This window comes from Stenotrophomonas sp. Steno-C17 (genome assembly GCF_056393165.1).
This window is the reverse complement of the sequence record NZ_JBWJPD010000010.1, coordinates 151,084-173,680: the sequence shown is the minus strand read 5'-3', so window position 1 is coordinate 173,680 and position 22,597 is coordinate 151,084. Positions and strand designations below refer to the sequence as shown.

The 22,597-nt window shown below is 68.8% G+C and carries 23 protein-coding genes; 12 read left to right on the top strand and 11 right to left on the bottom strand.

Annotated elements, in window-relative coordinates; translation table 11 throughout:
- Window positions 1-29: 29 nt before the first annotated feature.
- The 4 genes from pyrE to AC06FA_RS11410 are packed head-to-tail and all read left to right on the top strand — an operon-like array spanning window position 30 to window position 4,758.
- Entirely contained in the window at window positions 30-689 is a 660-nt protein-coding gene (gene pyrE, locus AC06FA_RS11425; protein WP_478068397.1) for an orotate phosphoribosyltransferase, read from the top strand.
- 16 nt (window positions 690-705) lie between these two features.
- The gene (locus tag AC06FA_RS11420) at window positions 706-1,353 is read left to right on the top strand and encodes a hypothetical protein (protein WP_478068396.1); all 648 of its coding nucleotides are present in this window, start codon (window positions 706-708) and stop codon (window positions 1,351-1,353) included.
- 41 nt (window positions 1,354-1,394) lie between these two features.
- Entirely contained in the window at window positions 1,395-4,064 is a 2,670-nt protein-coding gene (locus AC06FA_RS11415) for an ATP-binding protein (RefSeq protein WP_478068395.1), read from the top strand.
- Entirely contained in the window at window positions 4,054-4,758 is a 705-nt protein-coding gene (locus AC06FA_RS11410) for a response regulator transcription factor (protein ID WP_478068394.1), read from the top strand. The genes AC06FA_RS11415 and AC06FA_RS11410 overlap by 11 nt, the downstream gene beginning before the upstream one ends.
- A 150-nt stretch (window positions 4,759-4,908) precedes the next feature.
- Here AC06FA_RS11410 and AC06FA_RS11405 read toward each other — a convergent pair whose 3' ends face one another.
- From AC06FA_RS11405 to coaBC, 3 genes are read right to left on the bottom strand one after another with little or no spacing between them, the layout of a single operon-like run.
- Window positions 4,909-7,251, bottom strand: coding sequence for a phosphomannomutase/phosphoglucomutase (locus AC06FA_RS11405; protein ID WP_478068393.1), 2,343 nt, complete (start codon window positions 7,249-7,251; stop codon window positions 4,909-4,911).
- 12 nt (window positions 7,252-7,263) lie between these two features.
- Window positions 7,264-7,737 (bottom strand): dUTP diphosphatase, encoded by a 474-nt coding sequence (dut, locus tag AC06FA_RS11400; RefSeq protein ID WP_478068392.1) that lies wholly within the window; start codon window positions 7,735-7,737, stop codon window positions 7,264-7,266.
- Window positions 7,734-8,996 (bottom strand): bifunctional phosphopantothenoylcysteine decarboxylase/phosphopantothenate--cysteine ligase CoaBC, encoded by a 1,263-nt coding sequence (gene coaBC / locus AC06FA_RS11395; RefSeq protein WP_478068391.1) that lies wholly within the window; start codon window positions 8,994-8,996, stop codon window positions 7,734-7,736. The genes dut and coaBC overlap by 4 nt, the downstream gene beginning before the upstream one ends.
- A 226-nt stretch (window positions 8,997-9,222) precedes the next feature.
- Here coaBC and AC06FA_RS11390 point away from each other — a divergent pair, with 226 nt between their 5' ends.
- From AC06FA_RS11390 to AC06FA_RS11375, 4 genes are all read left to right on the top strand, one after another.
- Window positions 9,223-9,849, top strand: a complete 627-nt coding sequence (locus AC06FA_RS11390) for a response regulator (RefSeq protein ID WP_478068390.1) — start codon at window positions 9,223-9,225, stop codon at window positions 9,847-9,849.
- Window positions 9,850-9,918: 69 nt separating this feature from the next.
- A complete protein-coding gene (gene radC, locus AC06FA_RS11385; RefSeq protein WP_478068389.1) occupies window positions 9,919-10,623 on the top strand; it encodes a RadC family protein in 705 nt (234 codons plus the stop codon).
- Between the two features lie 103 nt (window positions 10,624-10,726).
- Window positions 10,727-12,415, top strand: a complete 1,689-nt coding sequence (gene argS / locus AC06FA_RS11380) for an arginine--tRNA ligase (RefSeq protein ID WP_478068388.1) — start codon at window positions 10,727-10,729, stop codon at window positions 12,413-12,415.
- A gap of 21 nt (window positions 12,416-12,436) precedes the next feature.
- Window positions 12,437-13,306 carry an SPOR domain-containing protein gene (locus AC06FA_RS11375; RefSeq protein WP_478068387.1) on the top strand — a complete coding sequence of 290 codons (870 nt, stop codon included), beginning with the start codon at window positions 12,437-12,439 and terminating at the stop codon, window positions 13,304-13,306.
- 134 nt (window positions 13,307-13,440) lie between these two features.
- Here AC06FA_RS11375 and AC06FA_RS11370 read toward each other — a convergent pair whose 3' ends face one another.
- On the bottom strand, window positions 13,441-14,190 hold the full coding sequence (locus tag AC06FA_RS11370; RefSeq protein ID WP_478068386.1) for an SDR family NAD(P)-dependent oxidoreductase: 750 nt from the start codon (window positions 14,188-14,190) through the stop codon (window positions 13,441-13,443).
- A 148-nt stretch (window positions 14,191-14,338) separates the two neighbouring features.
- Window positions 14,339-14,815, bottom strand: coding sequence for a hypothetical protein (locus AC06FA_RS11365; protein ID WP_478068385.1), 477 nt, complete (start codon window positions 14,813-14,815; stop codon window positions 14,339-14,341).
- Between the two features lie 84 nt (window positions 14,816-14,899).
- On the opposite strand from AC06FA_RS11365, the gene AC06FA_RS11360 reads away from it, so the two are divergent.
- Window positions 14,900-15,367: a YehS family protein gene (locus AC06FA_RS11360; RefSeq protein ID WP_478068406.1), complete on the top strand. Its 468-nt coding sequence runs from the start codon at window positions 14,900-14,902 to the stop codon at window positions 15,365-15,367.
- Here the strand turns inward: AC06FA_RS11360 and AC06FA_RS11355 are convergent.
- On the bottom strand, window positions 15,336-16,223 hold the full coding sequence (locus tag AC06FA_RS11355; RefSeq protein WP_478068384.1) for a LysR family transcriptional regulator: 888 nt from the start codon (window positions 16,221-16,223) through the stop codon (window positions 15,336-15,338). The two genes, AC06FA_RS11360 and AC06FA_RS11355, sit on opposite strands and share 32 nt — an antisense overlap.
- A 144-nt stretch (window positions 16,224-16,367) precedes the next feature.
- Here AC06FA_RS11355 and AC06FA_RS11350 point away from each other — a divergent pair, with 144 nt between their 5' ends.
- On the top strand, window positions 16,368-17,501 hold the full coding sequence (locus AC06FA_RS11350; RefSeq protein ID WP_478068405.1) for an MFS transporter: 1,134 nt from the start codon (window positions 16,368-16,370) through the stop codon (window positions 17,499-17,501).
- Window positions 17,502-17,577: 76 nt separating this feature from the next.
- Window positions 17,578-17,967 (top strand): DUF6165 family protein, encoded by a 390-nt coding sequence (locus AC06FA_RS11345; RefSeq protein ID WP_108748204.1) that lies wholly within the window; start codon window positions 17,578-17,580, stop codon window positions 17,965-17,967.
- A gap of 7 nt (window positions 17,968-17,974) precedes the next feature.
- Here AC06FA_RS11345 and AC06FA_RS11340 read toward each other — a convergent pair whose 3' ends face one another.
- Both AC06FA_RS11340 and AC06FA_RS11335 read right to left on the bottom strand, forming a co-directional pair.
- Window positions 17,975-18,652 carry a response regulator gene (locus tag AC06FA_RS11340; RefSeq protein WP_478068383.1) on the bottom strand — a complete coding sequence of 226 codons (678 nt, stop codon included), beginning with the start codon at window positions 18,650-18,652 and terminating at the stop codon, window positions 17,975-17,977.
- Between the two features lie 193 nt (window positions 18,653-18,845).
- Window positions 18,846-19,418 carry an OmpO family porin gene (locus tag AC06FA_RS11335; protein WP_108748202.1) on the bottom strand — a complete coding sequence of 191 codons (573 nt, stop codon included), beginning with the start codon at window positions 19,416-19,418 and terminating at the stop codon, window positions 18,846-18,848.
- Window positions 19,419-19,694: 276 nt separating this feature from the next.
- Between AC06FA_RS11335 and AC06FA_RS11330 the strand changes: the two genes are divergently transcribed.
- Window positions 19,695-20,054, top strand: a complete 360-nt coding sequence (locus AC06FA_RS11330) for a DUF1428 domain-containing protein (RefSeq protein ID WP_478068381.1) — start codon at window positions 19,695-19,697, stop codon at window positions 20,052-20,054.
- A gap of 15 nt (window positions 20,055-20,069) precedes the next feature.
- Here AC06FA_RS11330 and AC06FA_RS11325 read toward each other — a convergent pair whose 3' ends face one another.
- The 3 genes from AC06FA_RS11325 to AC06FA_RS11315 are packed head-to-tail and all read right to left on the bottom strand — an operon-like array spanning window position 20,070 to window position 22,567.
- Window positions 20,070-20,759, bottom strand: a complete 690-nt coding sequence (locus AC06FA_RS11325; protein ID WP_478068380.1) for a hypothetical protein — start codon at window positions 20,757-20,759, stop codon at window positions 20,070-20,072.
- A gap of 39 nt (window positions 20,760-20,798) precedes the next feature.
- Window positions 20,799-21,833, bottom strand: a complete 1,035-nt coding sequence (locus AC06FA_RS11320; RefSeq protein WP_478068379.1) for a cupin domain-containing protein — start codon at window positions 21,831-21,833, stop codon at window positions 20,799-20,801.
- A 17-nt stretch (window positions 21,834-21,850) separates the two neighbouring features.
- Complete coding sequence (locus AC06FA_RS11315) at window positions 21,851-22,567, bottom strand: ATP-binding protein (protein ID WP_478068377.1); 717 nt, start codon at window positions 22,565-22,567, stop codon at window positions 21,851-21,853.
- Window positions 22,568-22,597: the final 30 nt, after the last annotated feature.

Below are 22,597 nucleotides of genomic sequence, written 5' to 3'. Positions count from 1 at the left end.
TGCTCCAAATGATGATGAACAGAGTTTTGATGAGCGACCATCGCCACCGTTTCCTGCAGTTGGCCCTGACCGCCGATGCCCTGCGCTTCGGCCAATTCACCCTGAAGTCCGGCCGCCTGAGCCCCTATTTCTTCAACGCCGGCCGGTTCGACTCCGGTTCGCTGCTGGCCCAGCTGGGCGCGTGCTACGCCGATGCCATCGACGCCAGCGGGATCAAGTACGACGTGGTCTTCGGCCCTGCCTACAAGGGTATTCCGCTGGCCACTGCCATGGCCTGCGAACTGGCCCAGCGCGGCCGCGACCTGCCGCTGTCGTTCAACCGCAAGGAAGTGAAGGACCACGGTGAGGGCGGCCAGCTGATCGGTGCCGACCTGACCGGCAAGCGCGTGCTGATCGTGGACGATGTGATCACCGCCGGCACCGCGATCCGCGAGGCGATGGGCATCATCCGCGCCGCCGGTGGCATCCCGGCCGGCATCGTGGTGGCCCTGGACCGCCAGGAGATCGCCTCCGAAGCCGACCACCGTTCGGCGGCGCAGGCCGTGGCCGAAGAAGCCGGCATTCCGGTGATCGCGGTGGCCACCCTGGCCGATCTGCTTGATTTCGCCTCCGGAAACCCGGAACTTGTGGGCTACCGGCAGCCGCTGGAAGCCTATCGGGCCCAGTACGGCGTCCGCTCCGCACGCTGACCCAGGGGAAGGTCGCATGTTCCGAGTTCCTGCCATTGTTGCCGCCAGCCTGCTGCTGGTGGTTCCGGCCACCGCCCTGGCGCAAGCCAGCGGCAAGGCGGAAAAGAAGCTGTATTGCTGGAACCAGGGCAAGGAACGGATCTGCAGCGATGCGCTGCCGGCCGATGCGGTGAACAACGCCCGCGAGGAGTTCAACGTGAACAGCGGCCTGCGCAATGCCCAGGTCGAGCGTGCGCTGAACGATGAGGAACGTGCCGCCGCTTCCACGGCGGCGGCACAGACCCAGCTGGACAAGATGGCCGAGCTGACCCGCCAGCGCACCGAACAGGCGATGCTGGTGACCTATTCCGATGAAGACACCCTGCGAAGGGTGTTCAGCGAACGCCAGGAAGTGCTGGACAACAACCTGAAGACCGCCCGCTACAACGTGGCCAGCCTGCGCGATTCGCTGGTGGCCCTGCTGGGCGCGGCCGGCGATCGCGAGCTGGCGGGCGCGGCAGTGGCCGACAAGCAGGCCGACCTGATCCGCCAGCGGCATGCACAGCTGCGTTCGCAGCAGCGGCTGCAGGCCAGTTTCGAGCAGCAGCAAGTGGCGCTGAAGGCCGAGATCGAGACCACCCTGCAGCGCTACCGTGAACTGAAAGGGCTGGCGCCCGCAGGCTGAGGCGCGTTGCGGCAAACGCTGCCGCGCACGCACGAGTGACCATGACCGCCGCTCAATCCCCTGATGCGCGTACCCGCCAGGCCGATGCGCTGGTGCAGGGCCTGCAGCGCGAAGCCGGCGGCAAGCTGACCGTTTTCCTGGGCGCTGCGCCCGGCGTGGGCAAGACCTACGCCATGCTGGCCCGCGCGCAGGAGCAGCAGCGCCGTGGCGTGGACCTGCTGGTGGGGCTGGTGGAAACCCACGGCCGCGCCGAAACCCAGGCCCTGCTGGACGGCCTGCCGCAGCTGCCGCTGAAGGACGCGGCCTACCGCGGCCACGCGTTGCACGAGATGGACCTGGATGCGCTGCTGGCGCGGCGGCCTGCACTGGCACTGGTGGATGAACTGGCGCATCGCAACGTGCCCGGCAGCCGCCACGAACGGCGCTGGCAGGACGTGATGGAGCTGCTGGAGGCCGGCATCGATGTCTGGACCACGGTGAACATCCAGCATCTGGAAAGCCTGAATGACGTGGTGATGCGCATCACCGGTGTGCGGGTGAGCGAGACCGTGCCCGACAGCGTGCTGGATCGGCTGCACGACATCGTGCTGGTCGACCTGCCACCACGCGAACTGATTGCGCGCCTGCAGCAGGGCAAGGTGTACGTGCCCGAGCAGGCCACTCAGGCACTGCAGGCGTTCTTTTCCCCGGCCAACCTGACCGCGCTGCGCGAACTGGCGATGCAGGAAGCGGCCGACCGCGTGGACAGCAGCCTGCGCGAAACGCGTGCCGCCCGCGGCGAAGCGAACCTGCCGTTGCGCCGCGGCGTGCTGGTGGCCATTGATGGTGGCGGCCAGAGCGAGTATCTGGTGCGGGTAGCGCGGCGCATCGCCGAACGCCGCGATGCACCGTGGACCGTGGTGACCGTGCAGGGCCGGCGCCAGGACGAGGCCACGCGCCGCGAGATCGACGCCGCGTTCGCACTGGCACGGCGGCTGGGGGGCGAGGCAGAGCTGCTGCACGGCTCCAGCATTGCCGATGCCCTGCTGGACCATGCCGCGCACAACGGCATTTCGACCCTGGTCCTGGGCCGAACCCGCGAACGGCCGCTGGCGCGCATGTTCAACCGCACCCTGACCCAGCAGCTGATCCAGCGTGGGGCACACTACGAGATCACCATCATCAGCACGCCGCAGGCCCGCGCCCGTTCGCGCCGCGAGGGCCTGCTGCCGCCGATGCGCGGCATCAGCTACGAGCCCGTGCAGGCGCTGATCGCCACCGCGCTGGCATGCGCGGTGGCGTGGCTGGGCGAACGCTGGGTGGGCATGGCCGACCTGTCGATGGTGTTCATCGTGGCGGTGGTTCTGGTGGCCGCACGCACGCGCGCCAGCGTGGCGGCGATGGCCGCGATCCTGTGCTTCCTGGCCTACAACTTCCTGTTCATCGCCCCGCGATTCACCTTCGCCATCAGCGCGCGGCAGGGGGTGATCACCGTCTTCCTGTTCCTGGCCGCCGCCCTGGTGGCCGGACGTCTGGCATCACGGCTGCGCATGCAGGTGATCGCGCTGCGTGCAGCCAACCGCCATGCACGTGCGCGCCAACAACTGGGGCGGCAGCTGGCCAGCGCCGCCGGGCCGGGCGAAGTCGCGCAGGCCGGCCGGCAGGCGCTGCAGCAGGCGATGGATGCACCCGCGTGGCTGCGCATTGGCACCGAGACCGCCACCGGCGGCCGTCCGCTGCCCGGCGATACCGATCTGGCGGCGGCCGACTGGGCGCTGCGCCACGGCCAGCCCAGTGGCCGCTTCACCGATACCCTGCCCGGCGCGCACTGGTGGTTCCTGCCGCTGCTGGATGGCGACACCCAGCCCCTGGGCGTGGCCGGCCTGTACCTGGCCGATACCCGGCTGCTGCCGGAGCAGCGCCAGCTGGCCGAAGCCATGGTCGATGACATCGCCCAGGCCGTGCTGCGCACGCGCCTGGTGGCCGAGCTGGAACAGGCGCACGTGAGCAACGAGACCGAACGCCTGCGCTCTGCCCTGCTCTCTTCGGTATCGCACGACCTGCGCTCACCGCTGGCGGCGATGATCGGCTCGGCCGACAGCCTGGCCAGCTACGGCGATGCGATGGACGGCGCCGACCGGCGCGCACTGCTGGACACCATCCAGGTGGAAGGCGAACGGCTGGACCGCTACATCCAGAACCTGCTGGACATGACCCGGCTGGGCCACGAGGGGCTGCAGATCCACCGCGACTGGATCGGCGTGGACGAGCTGATCGGGTCCGCGGCACGGCGCCTGCAGCGCTATCAGCCGCAGGTGCAGCTGGAACTGGACATACCGGCCACGCTGGAGCCGATCTGGGTGCACCCGGCGCTGGTCGAGCAGGCCGTGTTCAACGTGATGGAGAACGCAGCGAAGTTCTCCCCGCCCGGCGCCGCCGTGCAGGTGCAGGCGCGCGTGGCAGACGGCCAGCTGCGGATCGACGTGATCGATGCCGGCCCCGGCATTCCCGACGACGAGCGCGCACGCATCTTCGACATGTTCTACAGCGTGGAACGCGGCGACCGCGGCCGCCATGGCACCGGCCTGGGGCTGACCATCTGCCAGGGCATGATCGGCGCGCACGGCGGCAGTGTGCAGGCGCTGCCCGGGCGCGACGGTCGCGGTACCCTGATCCGCATCACCCTGCCCCTGCTGACGCCTGCCGACCACGATGAGCCCGATGCCCACTGACGCCAGCGTGCCGGCCGCGCGCGTGCTGGTGATCGATGACGAGACCCAGATCCGCCGTTTCCTGGACATCAGCCTGCGTGCGCAGGGCTACCAGGTGCGGCAGGCGGCCAGCGGCCAGGAGGGCCTGCAGCTGGCGGCCAGCGAAGACATGGACCTGGTGATCCTGGATATCGGCCTGCCTGACATGGAAGGGCACGACGTGCTGCAGCAGCTGCGGCAATGGAGCCAGGTGCCGGTGATCATGCTGACCGTGCGCGCCGGCGAGGCCGAGAAAGTGCGCGCACTGGACAGCGGTGCCAACGACTACGTGACCAAACCGTTCGGCACCCAGGAACTGATGGCGCGGGTCCGGGCGCTGCTGCGTACGCGCAGCGTGCCCAGCGATGGCACGCCGCCGGTGTTCGATGACGGCCACCTGCACGTGGACCTGGTGCGCCGCGAAGTGGCGCTGGACGGCGAGCCCGTGGCGCTGACCCGCAAGGAATACGCGCTGCTGTCGCTGCTGCTGCGCAATGCCGGGCGGGTGGTGACCCAGCCGCAGATCCTGCAGGAAATCTGGGGCCCGACGCACCAGCACGATACCCATTACCTGCGCATCCTGGTGGGCAAGCTGCGCCACAAGCTGGGCGATTCGGCGCTGGAGTCGCGTTACCTGTTTACCGAGCCGGGCGTGGGCCTGCGGTTCAAGGGGTGAAGCGTGCCGACCAAGGTCGGCACCTACCGCACCCCGTAGATCCACGCCATGCGTGGATGGGCCGCCGATGAAGCGTGCCGACCAAGGTCGGCACCTACCGCACCCCCGTAGATCCACGCCATGCGTGGATGGGCCGGTCCCCCAGAGCGATCAGAACCCCAGCGGGGTGTCGCCCAATACCGTCTGCAGCTGGCTGCGGAACAGCGCCTGGATGCGTTCCAGCGCGGCTTCGTCGTTGCCTTCAAAGCGCAGCACCAGCACCGGGGTGGTGTTGGAGGCCCGCACCAGGCCCCAGCCGTCGGGGAAGTCGACGCGCAGGCCATCGATGGTGGACAGGCGCCCGCCGCTGTACGGCGACTCCGGGGACTGCGCCGCATCCACCAGCATCGCCACCAGGGCGTGCGGCGTGCCCTCGGCCACGGGCACCTTCAGTTCCGGCGTGGCCACGGTCTCGGGCAGTTCGGCCAGCACCTCGTCCGGGGTTTCCTCGCGCTGGGCGAGGATTTCCAGCAGGCGGGCGGCCGCGTAGAGGCCATCGTCGAAGCCGAACCAGCGTTCCTTGAAGAAGAAGTGGCCGCTCATCTCGCCGGCCAGCTCGGCATCGGTCTCGCGCATCTTGGCCTTCATCAGCGAATGGCCGGTCTTCCACATCAACGGGCTGCCGCCATTGCGCAGCACGTGATCGGACAGCCTGCCGGTGCACTTCACATCGTAGATGACCATCGCGCCGGGGTTGCGCATCAGCACGTCGGCGGCGAACAGCATCAGCAGGCGATCGGCGTAGATGATGCGCCCTTCGCCGGTGACCACGCCCAGACGATCGCCGTCGCCGTCGAAGGCCACGCCCAGGTCGGCGCCGAAACGCTTGACCGTCTGCACCAGGTCATCCAGGTTGGCCGGCTCGCTCGGGTCGGGATGATGGTTGGGGAAGCTGCCATCGACATCGCAGTACAGCGGGATGACCTCGGCGCCGATGGCTTCCAGCAACTGCGGCGCGAACGCACCGGCCACGCCGTTGCCCGCGTCGGCCACCACTTTCAGCGGCCGGTCCAGCTGCACGTCATCGGCGATGCGCTGGATGTAGTCGGCGGCAACTTCGCGCTGCTGGTAGTCACCGGGGGTGGCGGCCTGCTGCAGGCGGCCTTCGCTGATGCGCTGGTAGAGATCGGTGATCGCATCCCCGGACAGGGTTTCACCGCCGATGACGATCTTGAAGCCGTTGTACTCGGGCGGATTGTGGCTACCGGTGACCGCCACGCAGGTGCCGGTGCGCAGGTGGAAGGCGGCGAAATAGACCACCGGCGTGGCGGCCAGGCCGATATCGATGACCGAACAGCCGGCGCGGCGCAGGCCCTCGGCCAGTCCGGCCGCCAGTTCCGGGCCGGACAGTCGTCCGTCGCGGCCGATCACCACTTCGCGCAGGCCCTGTTCCAACGCCACGGTACCAATGGCCTGGCCGATCAGGGCTGCGGTCTTCGGGTTCAGCTCGCTGCCGACCACGCCGCGGATGTCGTAGGCGCGGAAGATGCCCGCGGCCAGCGCCACCGGCGGCACCGGCGGCGGTGCCGCGGCGCCGCCTGCATCCTCGCTGGCCTGCAACGGCGGCGGGGTGGCCATCTGCAGGCTCTCGCGCAGGGTCGGGCCCTGTTCGCCCTCGCTGACGGCGCCGCGGCGCAGCGGCAGGGATTTCGGCAGGCGGTTGCGACCGACCACCAGCAGCACGGCAATGAACAGCAGCAGCAGCGCGACGATCGCGCTTGCCAGTGCCCCCAGGCCCAGCGGGCCGGCGTCGATGTTGGGCACCGCCGCCACCAGCCGCAGTGGCGTGCCGGCCACCGGACGCGCCAGCGCTTCGGCACTCTCGCGAAGGGCGGCGTCGCCCTGGGCCACGATGTCATGGCCGCCCTGGCGCAGGGCCAGGAAGCCGTCAGAGGGGGTGCGCACCTGGTCCAGCGGCGCAGTCAGCCGCAGCAGCGGCTGGCGCACATAGGCCACGGCGGGACCGGCGCTGCCCAGTTCAACGGCGGCGGCCAGGCCCAGACGATTGCCGCCCGCATCGCGTACCACGCGCAGGGCCGGTTTGCCGTCGGCCAGCGCAGATTCCAGCAGGGCCAGCCGCGAATAGCCGAATGCCGGCATGTCCGCGTAGGCGCTGGTGAGGTCGGCGCCGAGCACATCCACCTGCTCCACGCCGGTCCAGCTTTCGCGCAGCGCCAGCGCGGCGCCCGCGGCATCACCGGCCTGCAGCGCCTGCTGTACGCGGTCGCTCTGCAGGTGCTTCTGCAACTGCTGCAGCTGGCCGGCAGCGGCCTGTTGCAGCCCCTGCACGGCCTGGTCGCGGGCCGCTTCCAGTGCATCGCCATTGGCCGCCTGCCGCCATTGCTGCACGGCACTCCAGCCGAACCAGCCGGCCAGCAGTACCAGCAGCACACCCAGCAGCGGTGCCCCCCGACTCAATGACTTCGCCTGCTTCGCTTCCCCGTTGCCGCTCATTGATCTCCCCCGTCAACGCACCCCGGTATGGCCGAATCCACCCGTTCCCCGCACGCTGTCGGTGAAAGTATCCACCACCTGCAGGCTGACGCGGGCAATCGGAACGACGACCAGCTGGGCGATGCGGTCGCCCGGTTCGATAGTGAAGGCTTCGCGGCCGCGGTTCCAGACGCTGATCAGCAGCGGGCCCTGGTAATCGGCATCGATCAGGCCGGTGCCATTGCCCAGCACGATGCCGTGGCGGTGGCCCAGGCCCGAACGGGGCAGGATCACCGCGCACAGGCTGGGATCGGCGATATGGATGGCCAGGCCGCTGGGGACCAGCGCGGTGTCGCCGGGCTGCAGGGTCAGCGCGGTTTCCAGCGCCGCGCGCAGGTCCATGCCCGCGCTGGCTTCAGTGGCATAGGCCGGCAACGGCCAGCTGTCACCGAAACGCGGGTCAAGCAGCTTCACCTGCAGCGGCTGCGGGGAAAACGTCTGGGTCATGCAGTAAGCCTCCGCGCGATCAGCGCCAGCAGTTGTTCGGCCAGTTCGCGCTTGCTGGTGGCCGGGAATACCTGTTCGCCGTCCTGCCAGAAGGCAGTGGCTGCATTGTTGTCACTTTCAAAGCCGCCGCCGCTGATGCCCACCTGGTTGGCGATCACCAGGTCCAGGCGCTTGTCGACCAGCTTGCCGCGCGCGTACTTCTCCACATCGTGGGTCTCAGCGGCGAAACCGACCACCAGCTTCAGGGCCTGGGTCTGCGCGGCCACTTCGGCCAGGATGTCCGGGGTGCGCACCAGCTCGATCACCAGCGACTGGCTGTCGGCGGTCTTCTTCAGCTTCTGCGCAGCCACCTGGCGCGGGGTGTAATCGGAAACGGCGGCCGCACCGATGTAGATGTCAGCGGGCAAGGCGTCCAGCACGGCCTGGCGCATCTGCGCCGCCGAGCGCACGTCCACGCGCTGCACGCCCGCCGGTGTGGGCAACTGCACCGGGCCACTGACCAGCACCACCTGGGCGCCCATCGTGGCCGCCGCCGCAGCCAGGGCGAAGCCCATCTTGCCGCTGCTGCGGTTGCCGACATAGCGCACCGGGTCGATGTCCTCGTAGGTCGGGCCCGCGCTGATCAGCAGGCGCAGGCCCTGCAGCGCGCGCGTTTCCGGCGCGGCATCGACCACCGGGGCACCGCCCACGGCGGCCAGCGCGGCCACGATATCGCCCGGTTCGGCCAGACGCCCGGGGCCGGACTCGCCTTCGGCCAGCGGGCCGTCGACCGGGCCGATCACCTGCGCGCCGCGCTGGCGCAGCAGCGCGATGTTGGCCTGGGTGGCCGGGTGCAGCCACATGCGATGGTTCATGGCCGGGCACACGGTGAGCGGTGCGGTGCTGGCCAGGCACAGCGTGCTGACCAGGTCGTCGGCGTGGCCGTGGGCCAGGCGGGCCAGCAGATCAGCGGTGCCGGGGGCGACCACGATGCGGTCGGCCCAGCGCGCCAGTTCGATGTGGCCCATGGCCTGCTCTGCCGCGCTGTCCCACAGCGTGGTGCGCGTGGGCTGCCCGGACAGTGCCTGGAAGCTGAGCGGGGTGACGAACTGCTGTGCACCGGCGGTCATGGCCACCTGCACCAGGGCGCCGGCGTCGCGCAGGCGCCGCACCAGTTCCAGGGCCTTGTACGCGGCGATGCCACCACCCACACACAAAAGCAGTTTCTGGCCCGCCAGCGCGCGGGCCGGCGCGGGGGAGGCGTTGGGAGAATCAGCCACCTGGAAATCCTGTGCAAACGAGGGCGCTAGCTTACCCGAAGGGCGGTGGCGTCCCGGTGCATGGCGCACATAGCGGCCCGCTATCAGCACATAGGGTTATGACCACATGAACATCCGGATCGGCCATTGTTCGATTCGGAACTTTCCTATACCTGCACGCCTGTGGTGTTTGCAGAATCACAGGTGGCCACGCCGCGTGCGCCGTTTGTTTTCCCAGGAGCCCGCCGTGCACCCGCGCATCATCATTGCCGACGACCACCCGGTCGTCCTGCACGGCATCCGCATCGTGCTGGAAGGCCACAGCCTGGACGTGGCCGGCGCCGCATGCGATGGCGCGGGCCTGCTGCAGCTGGTCGACCAGCACCGCTGCCACGCCGTGCTGACCGACCTGGCGATGCCCGGCCCCGGGCCCGACGGCCCGGAACTGGTGGCCGCCCTGCGCGAGCGGCACCCCAGGCTGCCCGTGGTGGTGCTGACCGGCGCGCGCCATCCCGGGCTGCTGGATGGCTTGCTGCGTGACGGCGTGCAGGGTCTGGTCGACAAGACCGCCGATTTCGCCGAGCTACCGCAGGCGCTGCACGCCGCAATGGCCGGCCAAGTTTTCGTTTCACAGCAGCTGCGGCGGCACCTGCAGTCGCGCGACCTGCTGTTCCAGCGCGAGCCGTCGCCGCTGTCGGCGCGGGAAGAGGAGGTCCTGCAGCTGCTGGCGGACGGACTGAGTGTGAACGCCATCGCCGACCACAGTGGCCGCAGCGCCAAGACCATCAGCCGGCAGAAGGCCGAGGCGAAGCGGAAACTGGGCCTGCACAGCAACCAGGAGCTGTACGACTACCTGCAGCGCAGGCGCGATTGAGGGCTGGCCCCACGCCAGGGCGCGGGAAGCGCCGATGGGGGCCAAGCGCGTGCCTGCCCACAATGAGCCATGACCATCCACGACTGGCCTGAAAGCGAACGCCCCCGCGAGAAACTGCTGGCCCGCGGCCCGGCGGCACTGTCCGACGCCGAACTGCTGGCCCTGTTCCTGGGCTCGGGCTTCGGCGGCCGCGATGCCGTGCAGACCGCCCGCGACCTGCTGCAGGCCCATGGCCCCCTGCGCGTACTGCTGGACCGCCCGGCCAGCGAGCTGACCCGCCTGCCCGGGCTGGGGCCGGCGCGCAGCTGCGCCCTGGCCGCCGGACTGGAGCTGGCCCAGCGCTATCTGGCCGCCGAACTGCAACAGGGCGACTGCGTGGGCGAGAACCCTTCGGCGGTGGGCCGCTACCTGCAGCACCGGCTGCGCGGGCAGGCCCGGGAAATCTTCATGGCCCTGTTCCTGGACAACCGCCATCGCCTGCTGGCCTGCGAGGAACTGTTCCAGGGCACGATCAATGCGGCGCCGGTCTACCCCCGCGAAGTGGTGCGCCGGGCCCTGCTGCACAACGCCGCAGCGGTCATCCTCAGCCACAACCACCCCTCGGGCGACCCTGAACCCTCGGCGGCCGACACCCGCATCACCCGCGAGCTGCAGCAGGCCCTGGCGATGGTGGACGTCAGGTTGCTTGACCACTTCGTGGTGGGCGAAGGGCGCCCGGTTTCATTTGCTGAACGAGGCCTTCTGCCAAAGCTGAGCGCCCGCCTGCAAGGCTGAACACGGCGGCGCGTCGGTCTTCACAAGTCGCGTCCGGCCAACGACCAGGCCGGCATCTGCGCTAAAATGGGCGATTCCGCCGCTCATTCTCACAGCAGGCCTCGTGAAAAATCTCCTCCGCGCCCTGATCAACCAAGGCATCGAAGCCTTGCGCGCCAATGGCACCCTGCCCGCCGACACCCTGACGCCGGACTTCGTGGTCGAGCGCCCGAAGACCCGCGAACACGGCGACTTCGCCACCAACGCCGCCATGCTGCTGGCCAAAGCCGCACGCAGCAATCCGCGTGCGGTGGCGCAGGCGCTGGTCGAGGCATTGCCGCGCAGCGAGGATGTCAGCAAGGTCGAGATCGCCGGCCCTGGCTTCATCAATTTCCACCTGGCCCCGGCCGCCTACCAGCGCGAAGCCGCGCTGGTGCTGAAGGAAGCCCAGGACTACGGCCGCAATCTGTCCGGCAATGGCCGTACCGTGGGCGTGGAGTATGTGTCGGCCAACCCGACCGGCCCGCTGCATGTCGGCCACGGCCGCGCGGCGGCCATCGGTGACTGCATCGCCCGTGTGCTTGATGCCAATGGCTGGAACGCCAAGCGCGAGTTCTACTACAACGACGCCGGCGTGCAGATCGAGAATCTGGCGCTGTCCACCCAGGCCCGCGTGAAGGGCATCGCCCCCGACCAGGACGGCTGGCCGGAAGGCGGCTACCGCGGTGAATACATCGCCGATGTCGGCCGCGCCTACATGGCCGGCGCCAGCGTCGACCTGGAAGGCACCACGGTGGTGGGCGCCAAGGACCCGGACGACCTGCAGGCCATCCGTCGCTTCGCCGTGGCCTACCTGCGCAACGAGCAGAACCTGGACCTGGCCGCGTTCGGCGTCGATTTCGACATCTACTTCCTGGAAAGCTCGCTGTACGCCGACGGCAAGGTGGCCGAAGCGGTGGCCAAGCTGCAGGCCTCGGGCCACACCTACGAGGAAGGCGGCGCACTGTGGCTGCGCAGCACCGACTTCGGTGACGACAAGGACCGCGTGATGCGCAAGTCCGACGGCACCTTCACCTACTTCGTGCCGGACGTGGCCTACCACCTGTCCAAGTGGCAGCGCGGCTACGAACGCGCGATCACCGAACTGGGTGCCGACCACCACGGTTCGCTGGCACGCGTGCGCGCCGGCCTGCAGGCCATGGAAGTAGGCATTCCGCAGGGCTGGCCCGAATACGTGCTGCACCAGATGGTGACGGTCATGCGCGGGGGCGAGGAAGTGAAGCTGTCCAAGCGTGCCGGCAGCTACTTCACCCTGCGCGACCTGATCGACGAAGCCGGCCGTGATGCCACCCGTTGGTTCCTGATCGCGCGCAAGCCCGATTCGCAGCTGACCTTCGACATCGACCTGGCCCGCCAGCAGAGCAACGACAACCCGGTGTTCTACGTGCAGTACGCGCATGCCCGCGTCTGCAGCCTGCTGCGCCAGGCGCAGGAGAAGGGCATCACCCACTCGCCCAGCGCCGGCGTGGCCGGTCTGACCCGCCTGGACGATGAAGCCTCGCTGTGGCTGATGGTGGAAATGTCGCGCTACCCGGAAGTGGTGGAATCGGCCGGCACACTGATGGAACCGCATCTGGTGGCGCAATATCTGCGCGAACTGGCACACGCGTTCCACACGTGGTATCAGAGCAAGAAGATCCTTGAACTGGACCAGTCCGAGCTGGACGCACGCCTGGCCCTGGCCAACGCGGCACGGCAGGTGCTGGCCAACGGCCTCGACCTCCTGGGCGTCAGCGCCCCGGAAAAAATGTAATTCCCCGGAGAAGCAGTAGACATGGCAGCACGACGCGGCAAGACACAGGCCCGACGCAACAGCAGCAGCCAGGGCACGCCCGGATGGGTGTGGCTGGTGGCCGGTGTGGCGATTGCCGCCGTCGTGTTCCTGGCGGCGCCGAACCTGTTCAAGGGTGAGGGCGACGGCTTCCTGCGCGCCGGTCCGCAGCCGAACCCGAACGCGCAGCCGGCGCCGGTGGCCGATGCCGATGCCGATGTGGGCAGCCAGCCGGCCACGCCGGCGGCGGCTGCCAAGCCGACGGAACCGGAAAAGCCGACGGCCACCCAGTACGACTTCTATACCCTGCTGCCGGGCAAGGAAGTGGAGATGTCCGACGCTGAGCTGGCCGCCAGTGCGCGTGCGGAAGAGCAGCGCCGGGCGAAGGCCGAGGCGCAGCGCGCGCAGGCAGCGCTGGAAGGCAAGCCGGTGCCGGCGGCCCCTGCGGCGGCCCCTGCGGCCGCACCGGTGGCAACGGCCAGCGTGGCCAGCACCGCCGCGGTGACCGCCACCGAACGTCCGTTGCCGGCCCCGTTGAGCGAGCGTCCCGTAGCGGCACCGGCCACCCCGCCGGCGGCAGCGCCGGCACGTACCGAAACGGTGGCCTCGCAGCCGGCTGCCGCACCGGCCGCCGCTGACAACACGCGTTACATCCTGCAGGCGGGCGCCTTCGGTGCTTCCGGCGATGCCGAAGCGACCAAGGCCAAGCTGGCGATGATGGGCCTGGCGGCCCGCGTTGAATCGGCGCAGATCAACGGCAAGACCGTGTACCGCGTGCGCATGGGGCCGTATGGCAGTGCCGGTGAGCTGGCCGAGGCCAAGCAGAAGCTGGATGGCACCGGCTTGCAGGCGATGGCGATCAAGGCGCAGTAAATGAAGAAAGCCGGGCAATGCCCGGCTTTTCTGCTTTTGTAGAGTCGAGCTTGCTCGACTGCTGTTGAAATCAGTCGAGCAAGCTCGACTCTACCAAGGCAATTGGGCAGTCGAGCATGGCTCGACTCTACAGATTACCCGCGGGCGACCTGGAAGCCGGCGAACGACTGGCTGACCGGCATCAGTTCCAGGCGATTGATGTTCAGGTGCGGCGGCAGGGTGGCCACCCAGAAGATCTGTTCGGCAATGTCTTCAGCGGTCATCGGGTTGGCGCCGGTGTACAGCTTGTCCGACGCGGCCTGGTCGCCATGGGTGCGCACCACGGTGAATTCGGTTTCGGCCATGCCCGGCTCGATGGTGGTCACGCGCACGCCGGTGCCGTGCAGATCCGAACGCAGCCCCAGCGAGAACTGGCTGACAAAGGCCTTGGTACCGCCATAGGCGTTGCCGCCGGGGTACGGATAGACGCCGGCCACCGACGAGATGTTGATGATCGCGCCCTTGCGCTCCACCAGCAGCGGCAGCAGGCGGTGGGTGAGCGTGACCAGCGCGGTGATGTTGGTGTCGATCATGGTGGTCCAGTCCTGCAGGCTGGCGCTCTGCGCCGGCGCGGTGCCCTGGGCCAGACCGGCGTTGTTCACCAGCAGGTCGATATCGCCGAAGGCCGGCGGCAGGGCCAGCAGCGCGGCTTCCATGGCCACCGGATCGCGCACGTCGAACACCGCCGCGTGCACCACGTCCTGGCCGTAACGGTCGACCAGCGGCTGCAGGCGTTCGCCGCGGCGGCCGGTGGCGATCACCTTCCACCCGGCCTGGGCGAAGCGATGGACGGCGGCGGCGCCGAAGCCGGATGTGGCGCCGGTAATCAGGACGGTGCGGGTCATGCAGACAACTCCGTGGGGAACCAGACCCCCATTCTGGCACCCTCGGCCGGTGCCTGCGTTGCCCGATCAGGCCGGGTTGGTCAGGCTTGGGGCCTTGCTGGGGTCAGAGCCCTTTGCCCTGGGCAAAGGGATCCGACCCCGGGGTTGTTCAGCGCAGGCGGAACACGCGTGCCTTGGGCAGGTCTTCATCCACCTGCAGGAACCAGCGCCCGGCAATGCCGGGTATCACTTCGATCTGCGGCGCCTGCAGCGGCGCGCGCAACGTCATCTGGCCCTTCATGACCTGCCACTGCTGGCCGTTGTCCAGGGTGAACACGGTGCCGGGGGCCCAGCCGGCCACCTCGCCCACCAGCCGCGCACTGACCGGGCCTTCTTCCAGCCCCAGGTGCATGGCCGCCGGCGCGGGCACGCCCGCTGGCACTGGCGCAGCGGCGGTGCCGGCAACCGGCTCACCGGCTTGGGCCTGGCGCAGCGCGCGGTTCAGCGCCTGCAGCTGTGCCGGGCTGAGCCCGACTTCGGCCAACTGGGCCGCACTGAGCCGCTGTTCCAGCGGGACGTACGGGGCCTGGGCGGCGGCGCTGAAGCTGCTGGCCAGCAGCAGGACGGAAAGGGCAAACCGGCGCATCGCGAGGACCTGTGCAGGAGAGCGCCCACGATGCTGCAATCCGGTGACAGTCCGGTGACAGGCGCCACCCCGGTACAATGGGCCATGATCAACAACGATGTACTGCGCAGCGTGCGCTATTCGCTGGACCTGGGTGACCACCACGTGGTGGCCCTGTGCCAGCTGGCCGACCCGGCCTTCGTGGTCGATGCCGAACAGGTGAAGGCCTGGCTGCGGCGCGATGACGAAGCTGGTTTCGCGCCGATGGATGATGGCGCGCTGGCGCATTTCCTGGATGGCCTGATCGTGCACCTGCGCGGCCGCGACGAGAGCCAGCCGCTGCGCCCGGTGGAAACCCGCATCGACAACAACCTGGTGCTGAAGAAGCTGCGCGTGGCCTTCCAGCTGCGCGACGTGGATCTGATGGAGATCTTCGCCAGCGCCGGCTTCCGCGTGTCCAAGTCGGAAGTGGGCGCGCTGTTCCGCCAGCCCGGCCACAACAATTACCGGCGCTGCCTGGACCAGATGCTGCGCAACTTCCTCAAGGGCCTGAGCCTGCGCCTGCGCGGCTGAGCACGGCCTGCACGAAGGCACGCGCGGCCGGGGTCGGCAGGCGCTGCCAGACCAGATGCACGCGGCGCGAGGGGGTGGGCTGCAGCGGCACCTGCACCACCTGCTGGAAACCGGCGGCGATCGACACCGGCACGATGCCGATGGCCAGGCCCTGGCGGACGAAACGTTCCACCAGTTCCATCAGGTTGACCTCGAAACGCACGGCATGCGGCAGCCCCGCCGCGGCGAAGGCATCGTCGGTCTGCCGTCGCGCACCGGTGCCGCGGGGGAAATCCACCAGGGCTTCGTCCTGCAGGTCGGCCAACGCCAAGCGTCGCCGGCGCGCAAGCCGATGGCCGGGCGCCAGCACCGCCACCAGGTCCTCTTCCAGCAGCACCTGCTGGCAGACACCATCCAGTTGCGCCGACGGCGCCAGGCCGACCAGCGCCACATCCAGCACGCGTGCCTGCACCTGCTCGATCAGGGTCTCGCTCTTGTCTACCCGCAGCTGGAACTCGACCTGCGGGTGCGACTGCTGGAACGCAGCCAGCAGCGCGACCACGTCGATATCGGTAAGCGAGGAAATCTGGCCGATGGCCAGCATACCGCGTACCTCGCCGCTGACCGCGGCCACGTCGGCCCGCAGCCGGCGCAGGCTGGCCAGCACCTGCCGTGCATGTACCAGCAGTGCTTCACCGGCCGCCGTGGTGCGCACCTGACGCGGCAGGCGCTCGAACAGTGGCGTGCCCAGTTCCTGCTCCAGATGCGCGATCTGGTGGCTCAGCGCCGACTGCACCACGTGGCAGCGTGCGGCGGCACGGGTGAAGTTGCCTTCTTCGGCCAGGGCCACGGCGAACTCAAGCTGCTTCAGATTCACCCATGTATCTCATTTTCAGATGACAGGGATGATGATGATTCATTTCCATCATGGGCGCAGCAGGCGGACACTGAGCACCCCCGCACTACGGAACAACGCGTGAGCCCTGCCCTTCCCCCCCTGCACCGCTGGCAGGTCCTGCTGATGTCGGTCGCCACCGGTGTCGCGGTGGCCAGCAACTACTATGCGCAGCCGTTGCTGCACACCATCGCCGATGCCTTCGGGGTGCCGTTCGGGCAGGTGGGCATGGTCGTGACCGCTGCGCAGCTGAGTTACGCCGCTGGCCTGATCCTGCTGGTGCCGCTGGGTGACCTGTTCGAGCGACGCCGCCTGATCGTGGTGATGAGCCTGCTGTCGGCCACCGGGCTGGTGATCAGCGCGTGCGCGCCGTCGCTGACCTGGCTGCTGGTGGGCACGGCCATCACCGGCCTGTTCTCGGTGGTGGCGCAGGTGCTGGTGCCGTTTGCCGCCACCCTGGCGGCGCCGGAGCACCGCGGCCGCGTGGTCGGCACGCTGATGAGCGGGCTGCTGCTGGGCATCCTGCTGGCGCGCACCGTGGCCGGCCTGCTGTCCAGCCTGGGCGACTGGCGCCTGGTCTACGCCATCGCCGCCGCCGTGCTGGTGCTGACCGCAGCAGCGCTGCAGCGTGGGCTGCCACGCTTCCACCACACCGCCGGCCTGGGATACTTCGCGCTGCTGCGTTCGATCGGCACGCTGTTCGTGCAGGAACCGGTGCTGCGCCAGCGCACCCTGCTGGGCGCCTGCAGCTTCGCCATGTTCGCCATCTTCTGGACGCCGCTGGCCTTCCTGCTGGCGCAGCCGCCGTATGCCTACAGCGACGCCACGATCGGGCTGTTCGGCCTGGTCGGCGCCGCCGGCACGCTGGCCGCAGGCTTGGCCGGGCGCATGGCCGATCGCGGCCAGGCCGGCCGGGCGACCGCCATCGCGCTGGTGATGCTGCTGCTGTCCTGGCTGCCGCTGGGGCTGTCGGCCCACTCGCTGCTGGCGCTGCTGGTGGGCGTGGTGGTGCTGGACCTGGCTGCCCAGCTGCTGCATGTCAGCAACCAGAACCTGATCTACGCCCTGCAGCCGGAGGCGCGCAACCGACTCAACGCCGGCTACATGACCGGCTACTTCATCGGCGGTTCGCTGGGCTCGCTGCTGTCGGCGCAGGTGTACCAGCACTTCGGCTGGACCGGCGTCTGCGTGGCGGGCGCCAGCGTGGCCGTGCTGGCCCTGCTGGTGTGGCTGCCCGGCGCGCTGCGCGCACGCCCGTAGCGCCCGGCCAGGCATCTGCGGCGGTCGCAGGGAACAGGCGCGCTATCATGGCCGCCTGTTTCCAGGAAGCAATCGCGTGGACGCCATTCTGACCCCGGTATCGATCGGCGAGCTGATCGACAAGATCACCATTCTCGAGATCAAGGCCGAGCGCATCACCGATGCCGCCAAGGTCGCCAACGTGCGCACCGAACTGGACGGCCTGCTGCCCCTGCTGCAGCAGCAGCTGCAGGCCCAGCCAGCGCTGCAGGCGCTGAAGGTGCAGCTGAAGGAGATCAACGAGCGCATGTGGGACATCCAGGACCAGCTGCGCGACAAGGAAGCCGCACAGGTCTTCGACGATGCATTCGTGCAGCTGGCGCGCGGCGTGTACGGCACCAACGGCGAACGCATCGTGGTGAAGAACGAGATCAACCGCGTGGCCGGTTCGGCGCTGGTGGAAGAGAAGCAGTACCAGGGGCAGTAAGCCGGCCTCAGCTGCATTCCAGCAGATGGCGGATACGGAACAGCTCGCCATCGCTGCGGATGCCCAGTTTCTGGTAGGCCGCTTTCTTCTGCGTGCTGATGGTGCTGGCCGAACGCTGGAAGCGCTGGGCCATTTCGCCGGTGCTGCAGCCCTGCAGCACCAGATGCAGCACCTCGCGTTCGCGGCGGCTGAGCGGTGCCAGGCTGGGTGCCAGCGCTGGCACCGGCTGTGACCGGCTGAGCTGCGCGCGCAGGTCGGGCGGCACGAACCGACCGCCGCGCGATACGACGTCCACCGCACGCAGCAGCACATCCGGCGCCGTGGCCTTGGACAGGAAGCCGCGTGCACCGGCCTGCATGGCCGTGGCGACCGTACTGGCATTGCAGTGCGCCGACAGCACCAGGATCGGCAGCTGCGGCCAGGTACGCGACAACTGGCGCAGCAGGGCCAGGCCGTCCCCCAGGTCACCCCGCGGCAAGGCATCGATCAGCAGCAGGTCGACGCCCTCGGGATCGCGCTGCAGATGCAGCAGCAGTTCGCCCTCGTCGGCAAAGCTGCCACACACCTGCACGCCGCTGTGCTGCCGCAGCAGCACCTCCACACCCAGCCGCAGCACCGGGTGCGGATCCAGCAGTGCCAGTCGGCACACTCGCTCAGGTAAAAGGGACGGAAGGACGGGCGGCATCAATGCGTGTCCGGCATTTTCGGAAATGCCACCGTAGGCTGCGGCTGTGCGGCGCGGAATCCAATTCGTTGCAATGCAACACGCGCCCCGCGCCACCGGTCATGCGCGGTTTCGATAGCTGAAAACAGAACAGGCCCGGTCACGACCGGGCCTGTTCGGGCATTGCCAGCGCGCGCGGCGCGTGGCGCTGCAATTACCAGCTGAAGCGCGGGCCGACGGTGTATTCCTTGTCGCCGTGGCGGTTCATCTTCAGCTCGCCATTCACGCCCCAGTTCTGGTTCAGCTTCACCTGGCCACCCAGGCGGCCGTACCACTGGCCGTCGATATCGACGCCGTGCTTCTTCGAATAATCTTCGTAGCCGACCAGGCCGTAGACTTCGGCGTGGGCACCGAAGGCGGTGCGGATACCGGCTTCAGCGCTGTAGCCGTTGAAATCCAGACCGTGCTTCTGGTCGAACTTCTGGTAGGCCACGCGGGCGACGAAGTCGCTGGACGGTGCGATTTCGACGTTGTAGCCGGCACCGACCTTCCACTGATCGACCTTGATGTTGGTGTGGTCCACTTCCTGACGGCTGTATTCACCGAAGGCGTGGAAGTTCGGCAGGAAGCCGTAGGAACCCTTGACGCCGTAACCATCAGCCTTCACGCCATCAACGTCGGTCTTGGCGTAGTCCGCCTCGGCGTAGTTGTAGGACAGGTTTTCAGCGGCCGAAGCGGTGAACGGCAGGGCGGCGGCCAGGGCCAGGGCAATCAGCGAATTCTTCATGGGGGTACACCTTTACTTTCTTATGGTGTGCAGCAGCGCCAGGGCGCCATCGCATCGGGAATGTAAATTCTCCGTTATTCGACACAACGCTCCCTGAAAACCCCGGTCTTCGCATTGCTGAATTTTCTGGCTTGATTCAGGCAGTTTCTGGCATACGCGCGCGCTGCGTGCACATGCACTGCATTCCAATGGCCACACGCGTGTCGATTGCACGCGCCCTCATTCGTCGAACCAGCAAGACCGTGCATCCGCCACGGTCCACCACGGAGGCAAGTGATGAGCTACATCGATGGTTTCGTCCTGGCGGTGCCCACTGCCAACAAGGAAAAATTCCTGGCCCACGCCCGCATGGGCGATGTCGTGTTCATCGAATACGGCGCGCTGCGCGTGGTCGAATGCTGGGGTGACGATGTGCCACCGGGCAAGACCACTGACTTCTTCGGCGCGGTGAAGGCCACGCCGAATGAGACGGTGGTGTTTTCCTGGATCGAGTGGCCCGACAAGGCCACCCGCGATGCGGGCATGCAGAAGATGATGGAAGACCCGCGCATGGATCCGTCGAAGAACCCGATGCCCTTCGACGGTGCGCGGATGATCTATGGCGGCTTCGTGCCGATCCTCGATCTGTTGCCCTGACCGGCGCGAGGCAACTCAGCGCGTGCCCGGGTCGTCCTCGCTGGCATGGCCGGCGCCCAGCGCGGCGCCGGCCCCCAGGCCGAGGCCGCCCATGCCAGCGCCCATACCGCCTCCGCCTCCGCCACCACCACGCGCACCCTTCGCATCGCCCTCGGCGCTGCGCGCCTTGCCGCCCGCCCCGCCACTGGCCGGCCGCGTCGGGCCTTGCGGTGGAATCTGCAGGTCGGCCGGCACCGGCGCCAGGTCCAGCGCCTGGCGTACGAAGTCTCGCAGGGACACCACCAGGTCATGGATGTGTACGGGACGGCCCTGCGCCAGTTCCGTGGCCGCACGCGCCGCCAGCCGCACCTGTTCGTCGGTGCCCAGCAACAGGATGTCCGACAGCGCCGCTTCCACCGCATCGCGGATGCGCCGTGCACGGTCCGAGCCGGGCTCGGCGCTGCCGCTTTCATGGGCGCGCTGGCGCAGTTCGCGCAGATGGGTGGGGTCCACGCCCAGATCGCCGGTGAACGAGCCGCCCAGCGTCTTGTAGGCCGCCATCAGCGTGCGCAGGCGCTCGTTGATCTGCCGGTTCTCACGCTCGCGGCGCTGCTGCAGGGTCTGCATCACCAGCAGGCGGATGCCCACGCCCAACAGGGTGATCAGCACCAGCCCGGCCAGCGTGGACAGGACCCCCTGCCAGGAACTGAAGTCGATTCCGCGCATGCTCAGACCTCCCCGGGAAGGCCTTGATGGTGGCGCAGGTCAGGTGGAGGGATCGAGAGGATTGCGGCGGGCCACGATCAGCGGGTCGCGCGTGGTGGCCGGCAGCACCGGCACCCGCTCCACCGGCACGCCGAAGGTCGCGGCCAGGGTGGCCGGGGCCAGCGCCGCGCCGCACAGCCGATAGCCGATGTCGGCGGGCATTGGCCGGTCGAAGAACACCAGGAAGTGGATGTCCTGCCCCAGCGCTTCGATCTGGTGCGGATAGGCCGGGGGAATGAAGTACACATCGCCCGGCGACAGCAGGTAGGTGTCGGTGCTGCCATCAGGGTCGAGCACGGTCATGCGGGCGTGGCCGCGGTGGACGTAGCCCATTTCCGCCGTATCGGGGTGCCAGTGCGGTTCGCGCATGCCGTCATCGCCGATCTGCAGCGAGTACATGGCCAGGTGCCGCAGCGCGGGCCAGAACTGGCTGCGTGCCACCCGCGCGTGCCCATACGGAAACGCCACCGGCGCCGACTGCGCTTCCACGTCGAAGCGCAGCGGTTGGGCGTGATCCAGCGACGGGGGCGGCAGACCCACCGGGCGCGGCACCAGGTAGCGGCTGTGGGTATCGCGCGGCAACGCCGCGAACGCGCTGGCCGGCAGATCGAAGGTGTTGCCCAGCACGGCATCGCTCATGGCACCGAAGGCTGCCTGCAAGGCGAAATCCTGCGGGTGCGCATGGCTGAAAGCGATGATCAGTTCGGCGCGACCGGGGCCCAGGTTCTCGATCAGGTGCAGGGCACCGCTGGGAACATGGAACATCTGCCCTTCTGACACGACGAACGCACTGACCTGGTCGCCGTTGTCGATCACCTGCACACGTACCTGGCCCTGGCAGACGTAGGCCAGCTCATCGGCATTGGCGTGCCAGTGCGCTTCGCGCATGGCGTCGGCTTCCAGCCGCAGGCGTTTGATCGACAGCCCCTGCAGCAGCGGGAAGGCCGTGCCGTCGAGGCGGCGGACTTCACCCAGCGCACTGGCATGGGCCAGTTCGGCATGGGCCAGCGAACGGACGTGACGGGACAGGGTCATGGCATTCTCCGTGGCGATCAGGCGGTGGTGCTGGGCAGCGCCAGCAGGAAACAGGTGCCGCGGCGCGGCGAAGACTGCACATCGACGAAGCCGCCACTGGCTTCCACCGCCGCACGCACCTGGGCCAGACCCAGCCCGCGCCCCGGCCCGCGGCTGCTGGCGCCGGGCTCGAACACGCGTGCGGCAACGGCAGGATCGATGCCCGGCCCGTTGTCGGCCACGCGCACGATGCCGTAACGGCCGGGCGTACGCCCCGGACCGGCCACCACCAGGGTGCAGGCATCGGTGCTGATGCGCAGCCGCGCACCCGCCGGGCAGGCTTCGCGTGCGTTCAGCGCCAGGTTCACCAGCGCCCGCTGCAGGGCACTGCGGTCCACCTGCACGCGGCCGGACAGCGCGCATGCATCCAGCTCCAGCTGCATGGCCGGGGCGATGGCGTGCTGGAGCAGCGGCGCCATTTCCTGCACCAGCTCGGCCAGTTCCACGCCGTCACTGCTGCACGGGCGCGGAATGTCCTGGCCCAGGAACAGCCGGGCCATGCCGGCGCCCTGCTGCAGGGCCTGGCCGGCCACGTCCAGCAGCGCGCTGTCGGCGGGGCCGAGGCGGCCGCCCTGCAGCGCCAGCCCGATCGCCGCGGCGGCCGCCTGCAGCACGTTGTTCAGGTCATGGCCCAGCATGGCCAGGCGGCTGGCGGGGGACGGCTCGGCGGGGGCCACTGCCAATGGGGTGTGCATTACCGCTCTCCTTGCAATGCGGACGGGTCG